At 66.8% G+C, this 19,018-nt stretch carries 10 protein-coding genes; 6 read left to right on the top strand and 4 right to left on the bottom strand.

Annotated elements, in window-relative coordinates; genetic code table 11:
* Window positions 1-114 precede the first annotated feature (114 nt).
* Window positions 115-1,026, top strand: a complete 912-nt coding sequence (locus L5014_RS14200; RefSeq protein WP_238464372.1) for an NAD kinase — start codon at window positions 115-117, stop codon at window positions 1,024-1,026.
* Window positions 1,027-1,033: 7 nt separating this feature from the next.
* Window positions 1,034-2,713, top strand: coding sequence for a DNA repair protein RecN (recN, locus tag L5014_RS14195; protein ID WP_238464371.1), 1,680 nt, complete (start codon window positions 1,034-1,036; stop codon window positions 2,711-2,713).
* 121 nt (window positions 2,714-2,834) lie between these two features.
* Here recN and L5014_RS14190 read toward each other — a convergent pair whose 3' ends face one another.
* The 4 genes from L5014_RS14190 to glnE all read right to left on the bottom strand — a co-directional run bounded on the left by L5014_RS14190 (window position 2,835) and on the right by glnE (window position 9,944).
* Complete coding sequence (locus tag L5014_RS14190; protein ID WP_274389367.1) at window positions 2,835-4,202, bottom strand: cytochrome c; 1,368 nt, start codon at window positions 4,200-4,202, stop codon at window positions 2,835-2,837.
* A 10-nt stretch (window positions 4,203-4,212) separates the two neighbouring features.
* Complete coding sequence (locus tag L5014_RS14185; protein ID WP_238464370.1) at window positions 4,213-5,988, bottom strand: GMC family oxidoreductase; 1,776 nt, start codon at window positions 5,986-5,988, stop codon at window positions 4,213-4,215.
* Between the two features lie 6 nt (window positions 5,989-5,994).
* Complete coding sequence (locus L5014_RS14180) at window positions 5,995-6,729, bottom strand: gluconate 2-dehydrogenase subunit 3 family protein (RefSeq protein ID WP_238464369.1); 735 nt, start codon at window positions 6,727-6,729, stop codon at window positions 5,995-5,997.
* Between the two features lie 413 nt (window positions 6,730-7,142).
* Window positions 7,143-9,944, bottom strand: coding sequence for a bifunctional [glutamate--ammonia ligase]-adenylyl-L-tyrosine phosphorylase/[glutamate--ammonia-ligase] adenylyltransferase (gene glnE, locus L5014_RS14175; protein ID WP_238464368.1), 2,802 nt, complete (start codon window positions 9,942-9,944; stop codon window positions 7,143-7,145).
* Window positions 9,945-10,153: 209 nt separating this feature from the next.
* Here glnE and L5014_RS14170 point away from each other — a divergent pair, with 209 nt between their 5' ends.
* The 4 genes from L5014_RS14170 (at window position 10,154) to aroG (ending at window position 18,845) form a co-directional block, all read left to right on the top strand.
* Entirely contained in the window at window positions 10,154-14,623 is a 4,470-nt protein-coding gene (locus L5014_RS14170) for a YhdP family protein (protein ID WP_238464367.1), read from the top strand.
* Window positions 14,624-14,831: 208 nt separating this feature from the next.
* Window positions 14,832-15,713 carry a carbon-nitrogen hydrolase family protein gene (locus tag L5014_RS14165; RefSeq protein WP_274389366.1) on the top strand — a complete coding sequence of 294 codons (882 nt, stop codon included), beginning with the start codon at window positions 14,832-14,834 and terminating at the stop codon, window positions 15,711-15,713.
* Between the two features lie 108 nt (window positions 15,714-15,821).
* Entirely contained in the window at window positions 15,822-17,288 is a 1,467-nt protein-coding gene (tldD, locus tag L5014_RS14160) for a metalloprotease TldD (protein WP_238464366.1), read from the top strand.
* Between the two features lie 483 nt (window positions 17,289-17,771).
* A complete protein-coding gene (gene aroG / locus L5014_RS14155; protein WP_238464365.1) occupies window positions 17,772-18,845 on the top strand; it encodes a 3-deoxy-7-phosphoheptulonate synthase AroG in 1,074 nt (357 codons plus the stop codon).
* Window positions 18,846-19,018: the final 173 nt, after the last annotated feature.

Genomic DNA, 19,018 nt, shown 5'->3' with positions numbered 1-19,018 from the left:
TGTGTCATCGCAGTGTCACGCTCAGCTGCAAAAAAGGGGCGCAGCGCTTGCCCACGCCCCGTGGGCAGGGGGCGCCAGGTTCTTTTCGAGACCCGACTATGGTGTAATGCCGGCATGCAGATCCAGAAGATTCAGAGCCAGTTCAAGACGGTTGCGCTCGTCGGGCGCAGCAATACGCCCGGCATCGGCGAGCCGCTGATGGCGCTCGCTCAAAATATTGCGCAGCGCGGCTTCGACGTGGTGTTCGAAGCGCACACCGCCCAGGAGATCGGCACCATCGGCTATCCGGCGCTGCAGATCGCCGAAATCGGCGCGCGCGCGGACGTGGCCGTGGTGCTCGGCGGCGACGGCACGATGCTCGGCATCGGGCGCCAGCTTGCGCCCTACCGCACGCCGCTCATCGGCATCAACCACGGTCGTCTGGGCTTCATCACGGACATCCCGTTCTCCGACATGCAGGAAGTCGTGCCGCAACTGCTCGCGGGCAGCTTCGAGCGCGAGGAGCGCTCGCTGCTCGAATCGCGCATCACGCGCGACGGCGACCCGATCTACCACGCGCTCGCGTTCAACGACGTGGTCGTGAACCGCAGCGGTTTTTCGGGCATGGCAGAGCTGCGCGTGCACGTGGACGGCCGCTTCATGTACAACCAGCGCTCGGACGGCTTGATTGTCGCCACGCCCACGGGCTCGACCGCTTATTCGCTCTCGTCGCAGGGGCCGCTGTTGCATCCGCAGTTGCAGGGCATCGTGCTCGTGCCAATCGCGCCGCACGCGCTCTCGAACCGCCCGATCGTGCTGCCCGACGACTGCAAGGTGAGCATCCAGATCGTCGCGGGCCGCGACGTCAACGTGAATTTCGACATGCAGTCGTTCACGGCCCTCGAGCTCAACGACGTGATCGAAGTCCGCCGCTCGCGCCATACCGTGCCTTTCCTGCACCCGATCGGCTACAGCTACTTCCGGACCCTGCGCCAGAAGCTGCACTGGAACGAACACCCCTCGCTACAAGACGATCCGGAAGACTGACGCCGCCATGCTCCGCCACCTTTCGATCCGCGACTTCGTGATCGTCGCCGCGCTCGACCTCGAATTCGACAGCGGCTTTTCCGTGTTCTCCGGCGAGACCGGCGCAGGCAAGTCGATCCTGATCGATGCCCTCGCGCTCACGCTCGGTGCGCGCGCCGACGCAGGCGTCGTGCGCACGGGCGAAAACCGCGCCGACATCACCGCCGAGTTCGATGCCCCGCCGCACGTCGCGCAATGGCTCGACGAGCAGGCGCTCGCCACCTCCGACGGCGAAAATACCGTGATGCTGCGCCGTGTGATCGATAGCGGCGGGCGCTCGCGCGCGTTCATCAACGGCACGCCGGCCACTCTCGCGCAGTTGCGCGACGTGGGCGAGCGGCTCGTCGATATTCACGGCCAGCACGCGCATCAGTTGCTCATGCGCCCGGACGCGCAGCGCGAACTGTTCGACGCGCACGCGGGCCTGATCGACATGGCCGCCGCCGTCACGCGCACGTGGCGCGTCGCCCGCGACGCGCGCCTCGCCGTGCAGACCGCGATGTCGCGCGACCGCGAACTGCAGCTCGAGCGCGAGCGTCTCGCGTGGCAGCTTGCCGAGCTCGACAAGCTCGCGCCGCAACCGGGCGAGTGGGAAGAAGTGAACGCCGAACACGTGCGGCTCGCGAATTCGGCGAGTCTGATCGAAGGTGTGCAAGGCGTGCTCACGGCGCTCTCCGAATCCGACGAAGCGATGATCTCGCATCTGAACTCGATCCTCTCGAAGCTGCGCGATCTCGCTGAAGTCGACCCCGCGCTCGGCGACGCGCTCGCCGCGCTCGAGCCCGCCGCGATCCAGTTGCAGGAAGCGGCGTATTCGCTTTCCCATTACGCGCAACGGCTCGATCTCGATCCGCAGCGGCTCGCGCAGGTCGAGTACCGCCTCGACGCGCTGCATTCGGCGGCGCGCAAGTTCCGCCTCCAGGCGGAATCGCTGCCCGAAGAACACGCAGCGCGGCGCGCTCAGCTCGCCGCGCTCGACGCCGCCTCCGATCTCGACGTGCTGCGCGCCGTCGCCGACAAGGCGCACGAGGCGTATCTCACCGAGGCCCGCCAGCTTTCGAAGGCGCGCGCCAAAGCCGCCAAGGCACTTGGTGCGGCGGTCACGCAAGGCATGCAGGAACTCTCGATGGCGGGCGGCAGCTTCGAGGTCGCGCTGGTGCCGCTCGGCAGCAGCGCGAACGGCGAGCCGATCGGCGGCGCGCACGGTCTCGAGCAAATCGAATTTCGCGTGGCGGGTCACGCGGGCGTACCGCTGCGGCCGCTCGCGAAGATCGCTTCGGGCGGCGAGCTCGCGCGTATCAGCCTCGCGCTCGCCGTGATCGCGAGCGCCGCGAGCCCCACGCCCACGCTGATCTTCGACGAAGTGGACACCGGCATTGGCGGCGGCGTCGCCGAAGTGGTCGGGCGCCTGTTGCATCAGCTTGGACACCAGCGCCAGGTGCTGTGCGTCACACACCTGCCCCAGGTTGCCGCGCGCGGCGATCACCACTTCCAGGTCTCGAAATCCGGCGACGGCAACGGCGGCACCGTCTCGGTCGTCACGCCGCTCGACAGGCCTGGCCGCGTGGAGGAAGTCGCGCGCATGCTGGGCGGGCTGGAGATCACCGCCACCACGCGCCGGCACGCGAAGGAGATGCTGGCGGCTTGAGGCTGCCGGGACGTCCGGCACACCGCACCGGCGTCGATATGCGTCTGAATAGCCGCCTCCAGGCGCAGCGCACGATCCCCGCAGGCGTGGCGGCAATTGCCGCGCCCGCGAGCTTCCCTCCTTAGCCGTTTTCTGGCCGCGCCGGCTGCGGCGCCGCACGCACCGCCTTGCGCACCTTCGCGACATCGCTGGCGCTCACCGCCGGCGCGCGATTGCCCCAGCTCGAACGCACGAAGGTCAGCACGTCGGCGATATCGCGGTCGGTGAGACGCGCGGCGAAGCCGGGCATGCCGTAGTGCGTCGGCGCTGCCTTCGTCCACGGCATCTGGCCGCCCTTGAGCACGATGTGGATCAGCGAGGTCGGATCGTCGCTATTGACCACGGAGCTAAGCGCGAGCGTCGGGAACGTACTTTCGTAGCCGCTGCCGCTCGTGCGGTGGCAAGCCGCGCAGTTGTCCACGAAGGTCAGCGCGCCATTGCTGCGATCCGTGCCTGCGCGCAGTTGCTGGGTGGCGGTGGCGTCCGCCGCCAGCGGCGACTGCGCGGGATTCGCGGGCGAAAGCGTCTTGAGATAAGCCGCAATTGCCTCGAGATCCGCGTCGCTCATGTTCTGCGTGCTGCGCTGGACGACTTCCGCCATGCCGCCGAACGCCGCCGCATGATTGTTCCGCCCGCTCTTGAGGAACGCGACGATCTGCTCCGGCGTCCATTCGCCGAGGCCGTCCTTGCGGTCGCCGCGCAGGTTCTTCGCGACGTAGCCATCGACCACGCCACCGGACAGGTAGACCCGGAAGTCATCGGTCAACGCCTTCTCCTGCAGGCCCAGGCCGCGCGGCGTGTGACACGTGCCGCAGTGCGCGGCGCCTTCCACCAGATAGCGGCCGCGCGCGACCGTTTCGCTCGTGGTTGCAGGTGCGCCAGGTACGCCCTCGCCCACGGCATCGGGCGCAAACGCCATGCGCCAGAAGCGCAGCGGCCAGCGCATGGAAAGCGGCCAGGGAATGGCCGTGGCCTTGTTCTGCTGCTCGACCGGCGTGACATCGTGCATGAAGTACGCGTACAGCGCCTTCACGTCCGATGGCTTCATCTTCGCGTAGGACGGGTAAGGCATGGCGGGATACAGCGTCGAGCCATCCTTTGCGATGCCGCGGCGCACGGCGTTATCGAACGCCTCGAAGCTATAGCCGCCGATGCCCGTCGCCTTGTCGGGCGTGATGTTGGGCGAGTAGATCGTGCCGATTGGCGAGGCGATGCCCAATCCGCCCGCATACGGCTTGCCGCCCTTGGCCGTGTGGCACGCGATGCAGTCGGCGGCCGTCGCGAGGTAGCGGCCTTGTTCGCGCAGTTGCGCTTCGGCGCCCTTGCCCGCCGGCGCCTGGGGCTGCTGCGCCTTCGCCGGCTGATCCTGCGCAAGCGCATGCGCGGTCCACGCCGCCGTTGCCAGCAGCGCCGATGAAGCCACGGCCATCGTCAGTTTTTTTATCGTCATGGCCGTCTCCTCAAGCCTGCACCAGCGGCGCCGGCTGCTTCAGGTATTGCTTGCGGATGGCCTTCGCCGTGTGCCAGGCAAGCGCCGCCACGAGGCCCGTCGGGTTGTAGCCCATGTTCTGCGGAAAAGCCGATGCGCCCGTCACGAACACGTTGGGCACGTCCCAGCTCTGCAGGTACTTGTTGACCACGCTCGTTTGCGGCGACGCGCCCATCACCGCCCCGCCCGTCGTATGCGTCGACTGGTAGGCGCGCGTGTCGTAGTGCTGCCCCTTTACGCGGATCGCCTTGAAATATGCGTCGTGCTTCATCGCCTTCGCGACTTCTTCCATGCGGTTGCCCATATAGCCGAGCATGGCGTACTCGTTGTCGTGCCAGTCGAAGGTCATGCGCAGAAGCGGCAGGCCATGAGCGTCCCGATAGTTAGGATCGAGATCGAGGTAAGCGTCGCGATACGGCATGACCGAGCCCGAGATGCCGATCGTCAGGAAGCGCTGGTAGGCGTCGGTCACACCTTCCTTCCACTTCGGGCCCCACGCAGGCGTGCCGGGCACGGTCGGGGTCGTCTGGATCGGACGCCCGCCGTAGCGCACGTGCCGGATGTTCGCGCCGCCGACGAAGCCGAGTGGGCCGTGATCGAACTGATCGCCGTTGAGGTCGTCGAGGCTGATGCCGCCCGCGCCCGTGCCGATGAACGGGTTGAGCAGCGTGCCTTTGGGCAGCAGCACATTCACACCGCCGTTCATCTGGTACGCGTAATTGCGGCCGACGACGCCCTCGCCCGTCTTCGGGTCGTATGGCTTGCCGATGCCGGAGAGCAGCAACAGACGCACGTTGTGCATCTGGAACGCCGCGACGATCACCAGGTCGGCGCTCTGCTCGACCGTGCGGCCCTGAGCATCGATGTAAGTCACGCCGGTTGCGCGCTTCTTGTCCGAGTCGAGCAGCACCTTCGTCACGTATGCATTGGTTCGCAGTTCGAAATGGGGCTTCTTGAGCAACACCGGCAGAATGGTGGTCTGCGGCGATGCCTTCGCATACATGTAGCAGCCGAAGTCCTCGCAAAAGCCGCAGAAGTTGCAGGGGCCGAGACGCACGCCATACGGATTCGTATGCGGTTGCGAGCAATTGGCCGCGGGGGCCGAATAGGGATGAAAACCCGCTTCGCGCGCGGCCTGCTCGAATAGCGTCGCGCCGAGAGAATTTTTCAGCGCTGGCGTGGGATATTCGCTCGTGCGGCGTCCTTCGAACGGATTGCCGCCAGGCTGGAGCGCCCCGTTCAGATTGCCGGCCTTGCCGGAGGTGCCGAACACCTTCTCCGCGAAATCGAAGTGCGGCTCGAGTTCGTCGTAAGTGACGCCGAAGTCCTGCACCTGCATGCCTTCGGGCATGAAGCGCTTGCCGTAGCGCTCTTCATAACGCGTGCGCAACTGCAATTCTTCGGGCAGCACGCGATAGTGCATGCCGTTCCAGTGAAATCCCGCGCCGCCTACGCCGTTGCCCAGATAAAACGAACCGTGCTGGCGATACGGCACGGCGAGATCGTTCATGCCGTGCCGTATCGTCACCGTTTCCTTCGAGAGATCCTGGAACAGCTTGCCGCGTACTGCGTATTTGAGTTCGTCGATGACCTTGGGATATTCGGCGTCGGTGGGCGTATCGCGCATGTCGCCGCGCTCCAGCGCGACGACATCGAGGCCTGCATCGGTCAACTCCTGAGCGAGAATCGCGCCGGTCCAGCCAAAACCCACGATCACGCAGTCAACTTTCTTTTTCTTGATGGTCATGACACTTCACCCCCTTCTACCGTCGATCGAGACCGGCCCGTATGGGTACTTGGCCCCGGGCTGATCGATCCAGTCTGCGTAATCCGCGCGCGCGCCCGGGAAGCCGATCATCTTCCAGCCCACCATGCCCTTGTTGCCGCCATAGATCGGATCGGCGAAGAAACCTTCTTTCGTATTGCTTAGCAAAAAAGCGAAGAAAGTAACCGCGGGTACGGTTTCGAATTCGATCTTTCCATGCTCCACCTGACCGAGCACGGCGTCCTGGTCGGCTGCGGCGAGTTGGGCGAAGGGCTTGCCGCCGTAGTGCTTGCGGCAATGGTCGTCGCAAGCCTTGATGCCGTGGCGATAGATGTCGCGTGGCGCGAGATTCAACTGGAAGCCAAGCTCCGGCGGCTGGTCGGGGTGGAACGGCCCCTGCATGTACCAGATCTTGCCGTGGCCATAAGGCGTGTCCATCTGGGCGTCGATATACTCCGGCACGCCAGCCTTGAGCGCGCCGGGGCCCGACGCGTCTTCGGGAATCAGGCGATCGACGGCGGCCTGGAGGAAGCGCCACTCGTCGGCGGTGAAGTAGTCGGGATGCGCGGCGTTGCCTCTGCCGTCACTGCTTGCGGGAGATGGTGCCGCGGTGTCGCTGCATGCCGTAAGCGAAAGCGCAGCGCCTGTCGAGACGGAAGCAGCGGGCACGACGGCCAGCATCTGCCGCAAGAAGCGGCGGCGCGGTTCGTGATTGTTTGACATGACCTGTTCCGGTTTGGCCTGCGACACGCTGAAATCGACGCCAACACACGATGTAAAAACCCGCAAGGCGGGCCAATCAACGCGATCTTTCTCGATTTAGATGCGCAAGCAACGATCGTCATAAGATGTTCATGCGAAAATTGCACGAACACCTTAAACGATGCGCCAGGCTCTGCGAGTAGCCCGCCGAACGTTTCATTCAGATGGATTGATGCAAGTCAGCCAGAGGCCTACAAGGCGCACGGAATAAGCGCCGACATCCGACAGAAAATGTTTAACTTTCAGACTTGGCAATGGCGATCGAGCCGTTAGTCCAGATCCGTTATCGATTTAATTGAATCGGATCTCTAAATATTTCAGGCGAAACACGCACGACAAAGACGGCGCCCCCCGCTCGGGCGCCGTACCTCACCTCACCCCTGCTCCCCAAACACCCGCTTCCACAGCGCGAGCACGGCTTCGCGCTCGCGCTCGACCCGCGCGGGATCGACGCGCGCCGTCTCCATGCCGTCGAGGCGCAACTGGTGCTGGAGCTTGCGATAAAGCCGGTACGCCGAGCCAATCGTGTCGGCCTCCTCCTCGCTCATCAGCCCGAAGCGCGACACCTCGCGCAACAGCGCGATATTGCCCGTGTTGCGGATCAGCTCGGGATCCTGCGCCGCGTGCAGCAGCACCCAGTACTGCACGAGGAACTCGATGTCGACCATGCCGCCGCGGTCGTGCTTCAGATCGAATAGCTCGGTGCGGTTCGGGTGGCCGTCCCCGACGCGCTGGCGCATCTCGACGATCTCCCGAGCCAGCGGCGCCGCATCGCGCGGCGTCGTGAGCACCTGCACGCGAATCGCCTCGAACGCATTGCCGATAGCCGCGTCGCCCGCCGAAAAGCGCGCGCGCGTGAGCGCCTGATGCTCCCACACCCAGGCGGTATTCGCGGCGTCGCCCTCGCGCAACTGATAGCGCCGGAACGACCCGAGATCGGTGACGAGCAGCCCCGATTCGCCGTTGGGCCGCAGGCGCAGGTCCACGTCGAAGAGCGTGCCCGCGCCCGTGGACGTCGTGAGCCACGTGATGAGGCGGCGCGCGAACGTCGAGTAGATTTCCGAGGCGCGCTCGTCCTCGTCGTCGTAGAGGAAGATGATGTCGAGATCCGACGCGTAGCCAAGCTCTTTGCCGCCGAGCTTGCCATAGGCGATCGCCGCGAAGCGCGGCACCTCGCGGTGGCGCTTCGGAAACTGCTTCCACACCGTCTCGATGGTCACGTCGAGTACCGCGTCCGCGAGTTCGGAGAGCCGGTCGCTCACGTGCTCGACCGAAAGCCGGCCGGCGAGATCGTTGAGCAGAATGCGGAAAACCTCGGCCTGGTGCGCGTGGCGCAGCAGATCCATCTGCAATTCGACGTCGGCGGCAGCCGCGAGCCGCGCGCGCAGCAGGCGCGAGAACTCCGGCCAGTCGAACGGCGTGGCAACGGCTTCATCGTCGAGCAGTTCGTCGAGCAGTTGCGGATGGCGAACCAGATAGCCGGCCGCCCAGCGCGACGCGCCCAGCACCTTGAGCACGCGGTTGAGCGCATCCGGGTATTCGGTGAGCAGCGCGAGATACGCGCCGCGCCGTATCACCGCTTCGAGCAAGTCGAACGTGCGCGCGAGCGTGGCGCCGCGCCGCTCGCGTGGCTCCAGCGTGCGCGCCGCTTCGAGCGCGCGCTGCGCGACGCTGTCGAAGCGCTCGCGGCTCTTCTCGGGCAGGCCCGTATAGCGCGATGACTGCCACAGCCCGCGCAGGCGCGCGAGCAGCGGCGCCGGGTCGTCGATGCCGAGTTCCGCGAGGCGTTCGAGCAGCGCGCCGTCGGCACCCTCTTCGGTCAGCGCATCGCTCCAGACCCAGGCGGCCGCGCCGTCTTCGGGCGCGGCGCAGCCGCCGCCCACCTTGTCGGAGAAGATCTGGTCGAACTGATGCTCGACCTTCTCGCGGTGCGCGTCGAGCACCGCCATCAGCGCGGCATAGTCGTCAAAACCCATCGACTTCGCGAGCGCCGCGCGCTCTTCGGGATCGACGGGCATCGCGTGGGTCTGCGCGTCGTCGCGGTATTGCAGCCGGTGTTCGAGCGCGCGCAGGAAGTTGTAAGCGCACGTGAGCTCGCCGCAGACCTCGGGCGCGATCAGCCCGCGCGCCGCCGCGTAGCCGAGCACCGCGAGCGTCGGCCGCACGCGAAAGCCCGCGTCCTGGCCGCCGCGAATCAGCTGGAACACCTGCGCGCTGAACTCGATCTCGCGAATGCCGCCGCGCCCGAGCTTGATGTCATCGGCCTTGTCGGGACGCATGGAGGCGCGGCGCTGCGCCTCCTGGCGAATCTGCATGTGCAGCGAGCGAATCGCGCTGATCACGCCGAAGTCCAGATAGCGCCGGTAGACAAAGGGCTTCACGAGCCTTTCGAGCTGCGAGGCGAGGCGCAGCGCGCTCTCGCTTGCCGTCTCCGAGACGAGCCGCCCCTTGATCCACGCGTAGCGCTCCCATTCGCGGCCCTGCACGTAGAAGTACTCCTCGAGCATGCCGAGGCTGCACACGAGCGGGCCCGAGTCGCCGTTGGGGCGCAGGCGCATGTCGACGCGAAACACGAAGCCGTCCGCCGTCACGTCGGAGAGCGCGCCGATCAAGCGCTTGCCCACTCGCGCGAAGAAGTCCTGGGTGGCGATGGGCGAGCGCTGGCCGCCCGTGGTCTCGCCGTCGTCCTCGTAGACGAAGATCAGGTCGATGTCCGATGAAACGTTGAGCTCGCGGCCGCCGAGCTTGCCCATGCCCACCACGCCAAGCGTCAGGCGCTCGCCGTTCGGCCCGCGCGGCTCGCCGAAGACCGTTTCGAGGTCCGCGCTCACAACCGCCAGCGCGCGCTGGATCGCCACTTCGGCCAGATCGGTCATGGCGCCGGTGACTTCGCCAACGTCGGCCACACCGGCGAGGTCGCGCTCCATCACCACGCAGATGACCTCGGCACGCAACTGGCGCAGCGCCTTTTTCAGCTGCTCGTCGGTGAGCGGCGCGGGATTGCCCGTGCTGCCGCGTGCCTCGTCGCACAACGCATCGAGCCGCGCGGCGATGCGCTCGCGCGTGAGCGGCGAGGCCGCGAGCGCCTGAACCTGGTCGGCCAGACCGGCGCGCGCCGCGTAGGCACGCGCCGCATAGCGCGAATAGCAGGAACTCAGAAGGGTAATGTCAGTCATGGTGGATCTTGCCCGGCTCGTGGAGCGGGGGCTGGGTGGAGGGTGGGTGAACATCGGCATTGCTTCAGCCGCCCCCGCCGCCGTGCGAAGAACCCCGTGCACAAGCGCGCAGCAAGCCATCCCGGCTTCTCCGGATGGCCGGCCCCATGGCCCCCTGTGATACATTTCGACGTCAGAACGCAACGCTACCATACCCCACCCGCCGCAGCATGTCCGAGCGTAACGACCCCGCCGGCCCGCAACAAACCGGACATGCCCGCCGGGAGAATGCAGGTGCGGGCTCACACGACCATCACCCTGTTCTTCGTCACACGTTTCGCGTGCTGGCGTGTATCGCGCTGGTCCTCTATTTCATCGTCGCGGTGCTGCTGCTCGGGATGCGCTATGTGGTGCTGCCTTACGTCGACGATTTTCGTCCGCGCATCGAAAAGCTCGTCTCCGAGAAGATCCACGCCGAATTTCGCATCGGCAAGCTCTCGCCACACTGGTCGGGCTTTCAGCCCGGCATCGATGTCGCGGGCCTGACGATCCGCGACCGCCACGGCAATATCGCGCTGAACGTGCCGCACGCCACGGCGGCGCTCTCGTGGCGCTCGCTCGTGCTCTTCGAGCCGCTGCTCTCGAGCGTCGTGGTCGAGCGCCCCGACGTGCTGATTGCCCGCGAAGACGACGGCACGCTCACGGTCGCCGGCGTGCCCGTGCCCACGGCGCACACGGGCAATGCAACCTTCACGACCTGGCTCATGCGCCAGCAGGCCATCGTCCTGCGAGGCGGCACGCTGCGCTGGAACGACGCCACGCGCGATGTGCCCGAACTCAAGCTCTCGAACATTCGCGTCGCCATCCTCAACGACGGCTACGACCACCGCATCGCGCTGCAGGCGCCCGCCGAGGGCACGGTGCTGCACGGGCCGCTCGATTTCCGCGCGCACTTCCGGCACGGGCGCTTCGCCCAGGCGGGCAAGCCCATCGCCTGGAGCGGCGACGCCTATATCTCGACCGGCCCCGTCGACCTGCCGACGCTCGCGCGCTACATCCACTTGCCGCTCGAGACATATGCAGGACGCATCGACAATGCGATCTGGGCGCACTTCGAGGCGGGCCGCATCAAGTCCGCCGACGGCGTTCTGAACGGCAACGACGTCGCGCTGCGCACCAAGCCGACCCAGCCGCGCCTCGACTTGCCGGTCGCGCAGTTCAGCTGGCGCCTCGGCATCGAGCCCGGCGACTACACGCTGCAGATGCACGACTTCCATGCCGAGCTCGGGCAGCCGCCGCTCGACGACGGCACGCCGCTCACGCGCTCGCTCGCGTTCACGACGCTGGATGGGCGTTTGCGCCGGGAGTCGCTGCAGCACGGCCAGCTCTTTTCGGTGAACGGCGACCGCATCGACCTGGGCATCCTCACCGAATTCATGCGCGCGCTGCCGCTGCCGGGGCGCGTGCAGAACGCGCTCGTGCGCTTCAATCCGCAAGGCGTGATCGCCGATTACGAACTCGCGATGGAACGCGCCACGCCCGAAGGGGGCGAAGCGGCCGCCGAGCAGCGCGCCACGAGCGTCGAGCCGGTGGTCCGTTACCGCTTCAAGGGCGACCTGCAAGGTATCAGTGTGGCGGCCCAGGAGCCGGGGCCCGGCCTCACGCCGCGCGGCCATCCGCGCGCGGGCCTGCCCGGTGTCGAGAACCTCTGGGGGCAAGTCGATGCCGACGAATCGCACGGCAAGCTCCACCTCGATACGGCCGCGACCATCCTCACGCTGCCGGGCGTGTTCGACGATCCGCGCCTGAAGTTCGACCGGCTCTGGGGCGCGATGAGCTGGACGATCGCCGCGCAGCGCCAACCCGGCGACAAGCTCAAGGCATTTGCCGTCGATGTGAGCGAGCTGGGCGTGCAGAACGCCGACGCGCGCGCGAACATGACCGCGCACTACACGAACCCCGGCCACGGGCGCGGCGCGCTCGACCTCGTCGCCAAATTCGACACGGCACAGGTCGCGGCCATCCCGCGCTATCTGCCCACCAGCATCAGCGAGAAGACCCGCACCTATCTGGACCACGGGCTCCGGGCGGGTGTCTCGAAGGGCGGGACGATCGAGATTCATGGCGATCTCGCCAAATTCCCCTACTCGCGCGACCCGCAAGCGGGCCAGTTTCGCATCGTCGCGCCGTTCCAGCATGGGCGCTTCGACCCGACGCCGTATCCGCCGAAGACGATGCGCAACGGCGCGCCCAACGTCTGGCCCGCGTTCGATGGCATCGACGGTGTGTTCCGGCTCCACGAGAACAAGCTGCGCTTTGACGTGACGCGCGGCCATTACCGCGACTTCGTGCTGCGCGACGTGAGCGGGCGCATCGACGAGTTGGGCATCAAGGGCTCCGATCTCGTGATCGAGGGCGCCGGACGCGGGCCGCTCGCGGATCTGCTCGACTACGCGGATAACAGCTCGATCGGCGCGATGACGAAGCATGCGACCGAGAAGATACACGCCCAGGGTCCGGCCACCTTCGCGCTCAAGCTCACGATCCCGCGCAAGCCGATGCCGAAGGTGAACGTGGCGGGCGCCATCGGCTTCGAAAACGACACGCTCACCACCGATAACGTGCCGCCGCTTTCCAGCCTCACCGGCAAGGTGCGCTTCACGAACCGCAGCGCGCAAGTGGAGCGGCTCACCGGACGCTTCCTCGGCGGCGACGTGCGCGCAAACGGCGGCTTGAGCGAGGACGGCCGCTATGCCATGAACCTCGCGGGCAACGTGGCCGTGGATGCGAACGCGGCGCGCAGCCTGAACCTGCATGGCACGGCGGCCGCGGTGCTCGGCCGCTTCTCGGGCTCGGCGCCCTGGTCGCTCTCGGTGGCGGGCGAGCGCGGCCACCTGCCCGACGTGAAGGCGCACTCGGATCTGACCGATCTGGCCATCGACCTGCCCGCGCCGTTCGGCAAGGCCGCCGGCGCGCGGATGCCGCTGCGCTTCGAGCTGCAGCCCGGCACCGGCGACAGCAACGATACGAGCACGGTGATGGCCGCCACCGACGCCTCCCAGTACGAACACGCCGATCTCGCGCTCGGACCGCTCGCGGCGCGCTACGTGCTGCGCCGCAATCCGGGCCACGTGCCGGGCGTGGTGCGCGGCGTGATCGCCATGAACCGGTCCGCCGATCTGCCCGCCGATGGTGTGATCGCGGTGGTCGACGTGCCCACCTTCGACGCCGATGCATGGCGCCGCGTCGCGCAGGAGCTGCGCGGCACGGCGGCGGCGAGCGAAGCCGCAGCGGCTATCGCGACGGTAACCCCGGCAACGGTAACCCCGGCGACGGGTCCCGCAGCCAGCCCGGCAACCCATCCGGCGCAAAGCGCAGCAAGCGCCACGCACGAAGCCCGTGGCGGCGAGCAAGCGGACGCGTCAGCCGCGCGCCCCGCTTCGCAAACGTCGGCAACCGCCACGCCGGCACAACCCGCGTCGCAGGCAACGGCGAGCACCGTCAATCCGCCCATCCCCGGCAGCGCGTTCGCGCCCTACCTGCCCTCGCGCTTCGCCGTCCACGTCGGCATGCTCACGCTGCTCAAGCGTCACTGGGAAAACGTGATCGTGGGCGCCACGCGCACCGGCAAGGAGTGGCAGGCCAACGTCGCGTCGAACCAGGTCTCGGGCCACGTCGCGTGGAAGCCCGGCCCCGTGGCGGGCTCGCCCGGCACGCTCGAAGCGCAGCTCGCCCGCCTCGTCGTGCCCGCCGCGACCGAGAACGACCTGCTCGGCCAGGCCATGTCGCAGCGCGCCCAGAACATGCCGTCGATCGACCTCGTCGTGAACCAGCTCATCGTGCGCGGCCACGACCTCGGCCGCCTGCAGATGAACGCCCATAACTACGTCGACAACGGCGTGCCGGTCTGGCAGCTCGACACGCTCGACATCGCCAACCCGGCCGCGCATTTCACCGCGACCGAGAGCTGGCGCGCCATCGGCGACGAATCGCCGCCCGCCGATATCGCCGGCCACACCACCGAAACGCCGCGCCGCACCGCGCTCGACTTCCACCTCGACATCAAGGACGCGGGCGCGCTGCTCGAACGCGCGGGCGTGGCGCATGTGATCAAGGGCGGCCAAGGCACGCTGACCGGCAAGCTGGCGTGGCGCGGCGGCCCCACCGTGGTCGACTATCCGACGCTCGACGGCAACCTCGCGCTCGACCTGCACCACGGCCAGATCCTCAAGGTCAATCAGGGCGTGGCGTCGCTGCTCGGGGTGCTGAGCCTGCAAAGCCTCGCGCACTATCCCGACATGGACTTCCGCGACGTGATGGGCACCGGCCTGCCCTTCACGAGCGTGACGGGCACCGGAACGATCCAGAACGGCATCGGCCGCACGGACGACTTCAAGATCGTGACCGCGCCGGGCCGCGCGCAGATGACGGGCAACATCGACCTCGCCGGCAAGACCCAGGACCTGCGCGTGCATGTCGTGCCCACGGTGAGCGCCGGCGCGGGCGTGATTGCCGCGGCGATCATCAACCCGCTCTTCGGCCTTGGCGCGCTGATCGCCGATTTCGCGCTCCTGCATACCGTCGAAGCGACGCTGGCGCGCACCTACGCAATCACGGGTTCCTGGTCCAAACCGCTCGTCGAGCGGGTACAGGGCGATCAGGGTAAGATGAACGCGCAGGTTCCCGCGGCGGCGCATTGAGAGACCTGAGAGACCCATCGGCTCGCCGCGCGCCCTCGCGCCGGACTCCGATGGCCGATGTCACCGAAGCCACCGAGGCCGCCGGGGCCACCGATGCGGCCAGGGCCGCCGCCTGCCGGGCACGGAGCATGCGAGTCTGTGCCGAGGATTGCGCCACACGACGCACCGTTCCCGGGACCACCCTTTTCTGTTCATTCAAGAGCCGTCGATGAGCGATAAGCCCTCTCCCGCAACGCCCGCCTCCAGCGATTCGACCGCCGCGCCGACTGCCACGCCACTTCGCGTCACGCGCGTCGCCGCGTTGCAGATGGTCAGCACGCCCGATCGCGAGCGCAACCTGGCCGACGCCGGGCGCCTGATCGCGCAGGCTGCGAGCCAGGGCGCGCGCCTCGTGCTGCTGCCCGAATACTTCTGCTTCATGGGCCACAAGGAGCACGACAAGCTCGCCATCCGCGAAGCCTACGGAGACGGCCCGATCCAGCGTTTTCTCGCCGATGCCGCGAAGCGCCACGGCGTGTGGATCATCGGCGGCACGCTGCCACTAAAAGCGCCAGAGGAAACCCGCGTGCTGAACACCACGCTCGTGTTCGACCCGAGCGGCGCCGAGCGGGCGCGCTACGACAAAATCCACCTCTTCAGCTTCGAAAAAGGCACCGAATCGTTCGACGAGGCGCGCACGATCCGCCCCGGCGCCGAGGTGCGCACCTTCGACGCGCCGTTCGGCCGCGTCGGGCTGTCGGTCTGCTACGATCTGCGCTTTCCCGAGCTTTACCGGCGCATGGGAGACTGCGCGCTGATGGTGGTGCCGTCCGCGTTCACGTACACCACGGGCCGCGCGCACTGGGAAATCCTGCTGCGCGCCCGGGCGGTCGAGAACCAGTGCTACGTGCTCGCTGCGGCGCAAGGCGGCCAGCACGAGAACGGCCGCCGCACCTGGGGCCATAGCATGCTGATCGACCCGTGGGGCGAGATTGTCGATGTGCGCGACGAAAATCCCGGCGTGGTGATCGGCGACATCGACCTCGAACGCATGGCCGCCGTGCGCGCGAGCCTGCCGGCGTGGCGGCACCGCGTGCTCGATTGCCCCTGACACGCCATTCTGGAACAGCAACCGAAGCGCTTGATTTCAGGACGCTACGCCCGAATCTAATCCAACAGCCACTGCTTACCGAGATTGCTTAACAAGCTTACTGAGCGCATGAATATCATCGAACCCGGCATCCGCAATCTGGCGACCGCGAAGGACCTGCTCCTTACGCCCTACGGCCTCGACGAGGCAGTGCTCACGCGCACGCTCGGCGAGATTTTCACGCACCGCGTCGACTACGCCGACCTCTACTTCCAGACCACGCGCAGCGAGGCCTGGAGCCTGGAGGAAGGCATCGTCAAGTCGGGCAGCTTCAGCATCGACCAGGGTGTAGGCGTGCGCGCCGTCTCCGGCGAGCGCACCGCCTTCGCCTATTCCGACGACCTCTCGCCCGAGGCGATCCGCCAGGCGGCCATCGCCACGCGCTCGATCGCGCAGGCCGGCGGCGGCAAGCAGAAGATCAAGGTGGCCACCTCGCTCACGGGCATCGCGGGCCGCGATCTGTATCTGCCCTCCGATCCGCTTTCCTCGCTCGAAGCCACCGAAAAGGTGAAGCTGCTCGAGCGCATCGAGCAGATGGCGCGTGGCCGCGACCCGCGCGTCACCCAAGTGATGGCCGCGCTCGCGGGTGAATACGACGTGGTGCTGGTCGCGCGCAGCGACGGCGCGCTCGCCGCCGACATCCGCCCGCTCGTGCGCGTCTCGGTCACGGTGATCGCCGAGCAGAACGGCCGCCGCGAAATCGGCAACGGCGGCGGCGGCGGCCGCTTCGACTACGGCTACTTCACCGACGACATTCTCTCGAAGTACGTCGACGACGCCGTGCACGCGGCGCTCGTCAATCTGGAAGCGCGCCCGGCTCCGGCTGGCGCGATGTCCGTCGTGCTCGGCCCGGGCTGGCCCGGCGTGCTGCTGCACGAAGCCATCGGCCACGGCCTGGAAGGCGACTTCAACCGCAAGGGCTCGTCGGCGTTCGCGGGCCAGATCGGCCAGCGCGTGGCCGCCAAGGGCGTCACGGTGGTCGACGACGGCACGCTGCCCAACCGCCGCGGGTCGCTCAACATCGACGACGAAGGCAACCCCACGCAGTGCACGACGCTGATCGAGGACGGCATTCTCAAGGGCTACATCCAGGACTCGCTCAACGCGCGCCTCATGAAGATGCCCGTGACCGGCAACGCGCGCCGCGAGTCGTACGCCGCGCTGCCGATGCCGCGCATGACCAACACCTACATGCTCAACGGCGACAAGGATCCGCAGGAGATCATCGCTTCGGTGAAGAACGGCCTTTATGCCGTGAACTTCGGCGGCGGCCAGGTCGACATCACCAACGGCAAGTTCGTGTTCTCGGCCTCCGAGGCATACATGATCGAGGACGGCAAGATCACCTACCCCGTGAAGGGCGCGACGCTGATCGGCAGCGGCCCGGAATCGCTCAAGTACGTGAGCATGATCGGCAACGACATGCGCCTCGACTCGGGCGTGGGCGTGTGCGGCAAGGAGGGCCAGAGCGTGCCCGTGGGCGTGGGCCAGCCGACGCTGCGCATCGACCGCATGACGGTGGGCGGCACGGTCTAAACGACCAGGCGTCTCTCCGCCGGGAGGCCGCCGAACTGCAGGATTCATGCGCGGCGATGCGGAAAACCCGCATCGCCGCGCGGATTTTCTGCATGCAATACCAAAATGTCGCGGAAAGCCCGCATTTTTGTTCGACCCAGCTTGCCAGCCACGAGAACCTCGGGGTATAAAGGCAATCACCCTTTTCGATGTAACGAACCCGTTACCCGTAAGCAGACAAGCAACCCGCCATGTTCGCCACGAAGTTTTACTTTTACTTTTTTTGGTATCTCAGACCGCTGGCGGATCGAGAGGGTTGATAGTACGCGCAGGACCCCGAATACACGAAAAACCGCCAGCAAAGTCTGGCGGTTTTTTTTTGCCTTCCACGTAACCGCACGTCACCGAGCAGCAATTTTCATTTAACCGATTTTCGAAGCATCGCCTCCGGGCAACCGCCGGCACGCGACATACAGGCTACACACAGGATCAGGAGAAAACGACATGCCCCCGCACAATACCGACGATGTCCGCATCCGCGAACTCAAGGAACTCACGCCGCCCGCACACCTGATCCGCGAGTTCCCGTGCTCGGAAGCCGCGTCGACGCTGATCTTCGAATCGCGCCGCGCCATGCACCGCATCCTGCACGGCATGGACGATCGCCTCATCGTCATCGTCGGACCGTGCTCGATTCACGACACCAAGGCCGCGCTCGAATACGCGAACAAGCTCGTTGAGCAGCGCAAGCGCTTCAAGAACGAGCTCGAGATCGTGATGCGCGTGTACTTCGAAAAGCCGCGCACGACGGTGGGCTGGAAGGGCCTCATCAACGATCCGTACATGGACAACAGCTTCAAGATCAACGACGGCCTGCGCACCGCGCGCGAGCTGCTGGTCTCGATCAACGAGCTGGGTCTGCCGGCGGGCACCGAGTACCTCGACATGATCAGCCCGCAGTACATCGCCGACCTCGTTTCGTGGGGCGCGATCGGCGCGCGCACGACGGAGTCGCAGGTGCACCGCGAGCTGGCTTCGGGCCTCTCGTGCCCGGTCGGCTTCAAGAACGGCACGGACGGCAACGTGAAAATCGCCGTGGACGCGATCAAGGCCGCCTCGCAGCCGCACCATTTCCTCTCGGTGACGAAGGGCGGCCACTCGGCCATCGTCTCGACGGCCGGCAACGAGGACTGCCACGTGATCCTGCGCGGCGGCAAGACGCCGAACTATGACGCGCCAAGCGTGGACGTCGCGTGCAGCGACATCGGCAAGGCCGGGCTCGCGGCGCGCCTGATGATCGACGCGAGCCACGCGAACAGCTCGAAGAAGCACGAGAACCAGATTCCGGTCTGCGCCGACATCGGCCGCCAGGTGGCGGCGGGCGACGAGCGCATCGTCGGCGTGATGGTGGAGTCGCACCTCGTGGCGGGCCGCCAGGATCTGAAGGAAGGCTGCGCGCTGACCTACGGCCAGAGCATCACCGATGCGTGCATCGGCTGGGACGAAAGCGTGGGCGTGCTCGAAGGGCTCGCCGATGCGGTCAAGCAGCGCCGCGTCGCGCGCGGCAGCGGCAACTGAGCGCAACTGAGGGAAACTGAGCGTTTTTGCATCGCTCATCAACGAAAAACGCCCCGATTTTCGCCGGGCGTTTTTTTCGATCCGCTGAATCAGCCGAATCGGATCTTCCAGTTCGCCCGGCGCTGTCCGCCGGGCTTTTTTTGCATCTGCGGCAGCAGTAACCGCAGACGCCG

This window comes from Paraburkholderia tagetis, assembly GCF_022213065.1.
GTDB classification, from domain to species: Bacteria; Pseudomonadota; Gammaproteobacteria; order Burkholderiales; family Burkholderiaceae; genus Paraburkholderia; species Paraburkholderia tagetis.
This window is presented reverse-complemented; position numbering and strand designations above follow the sequence as displayed.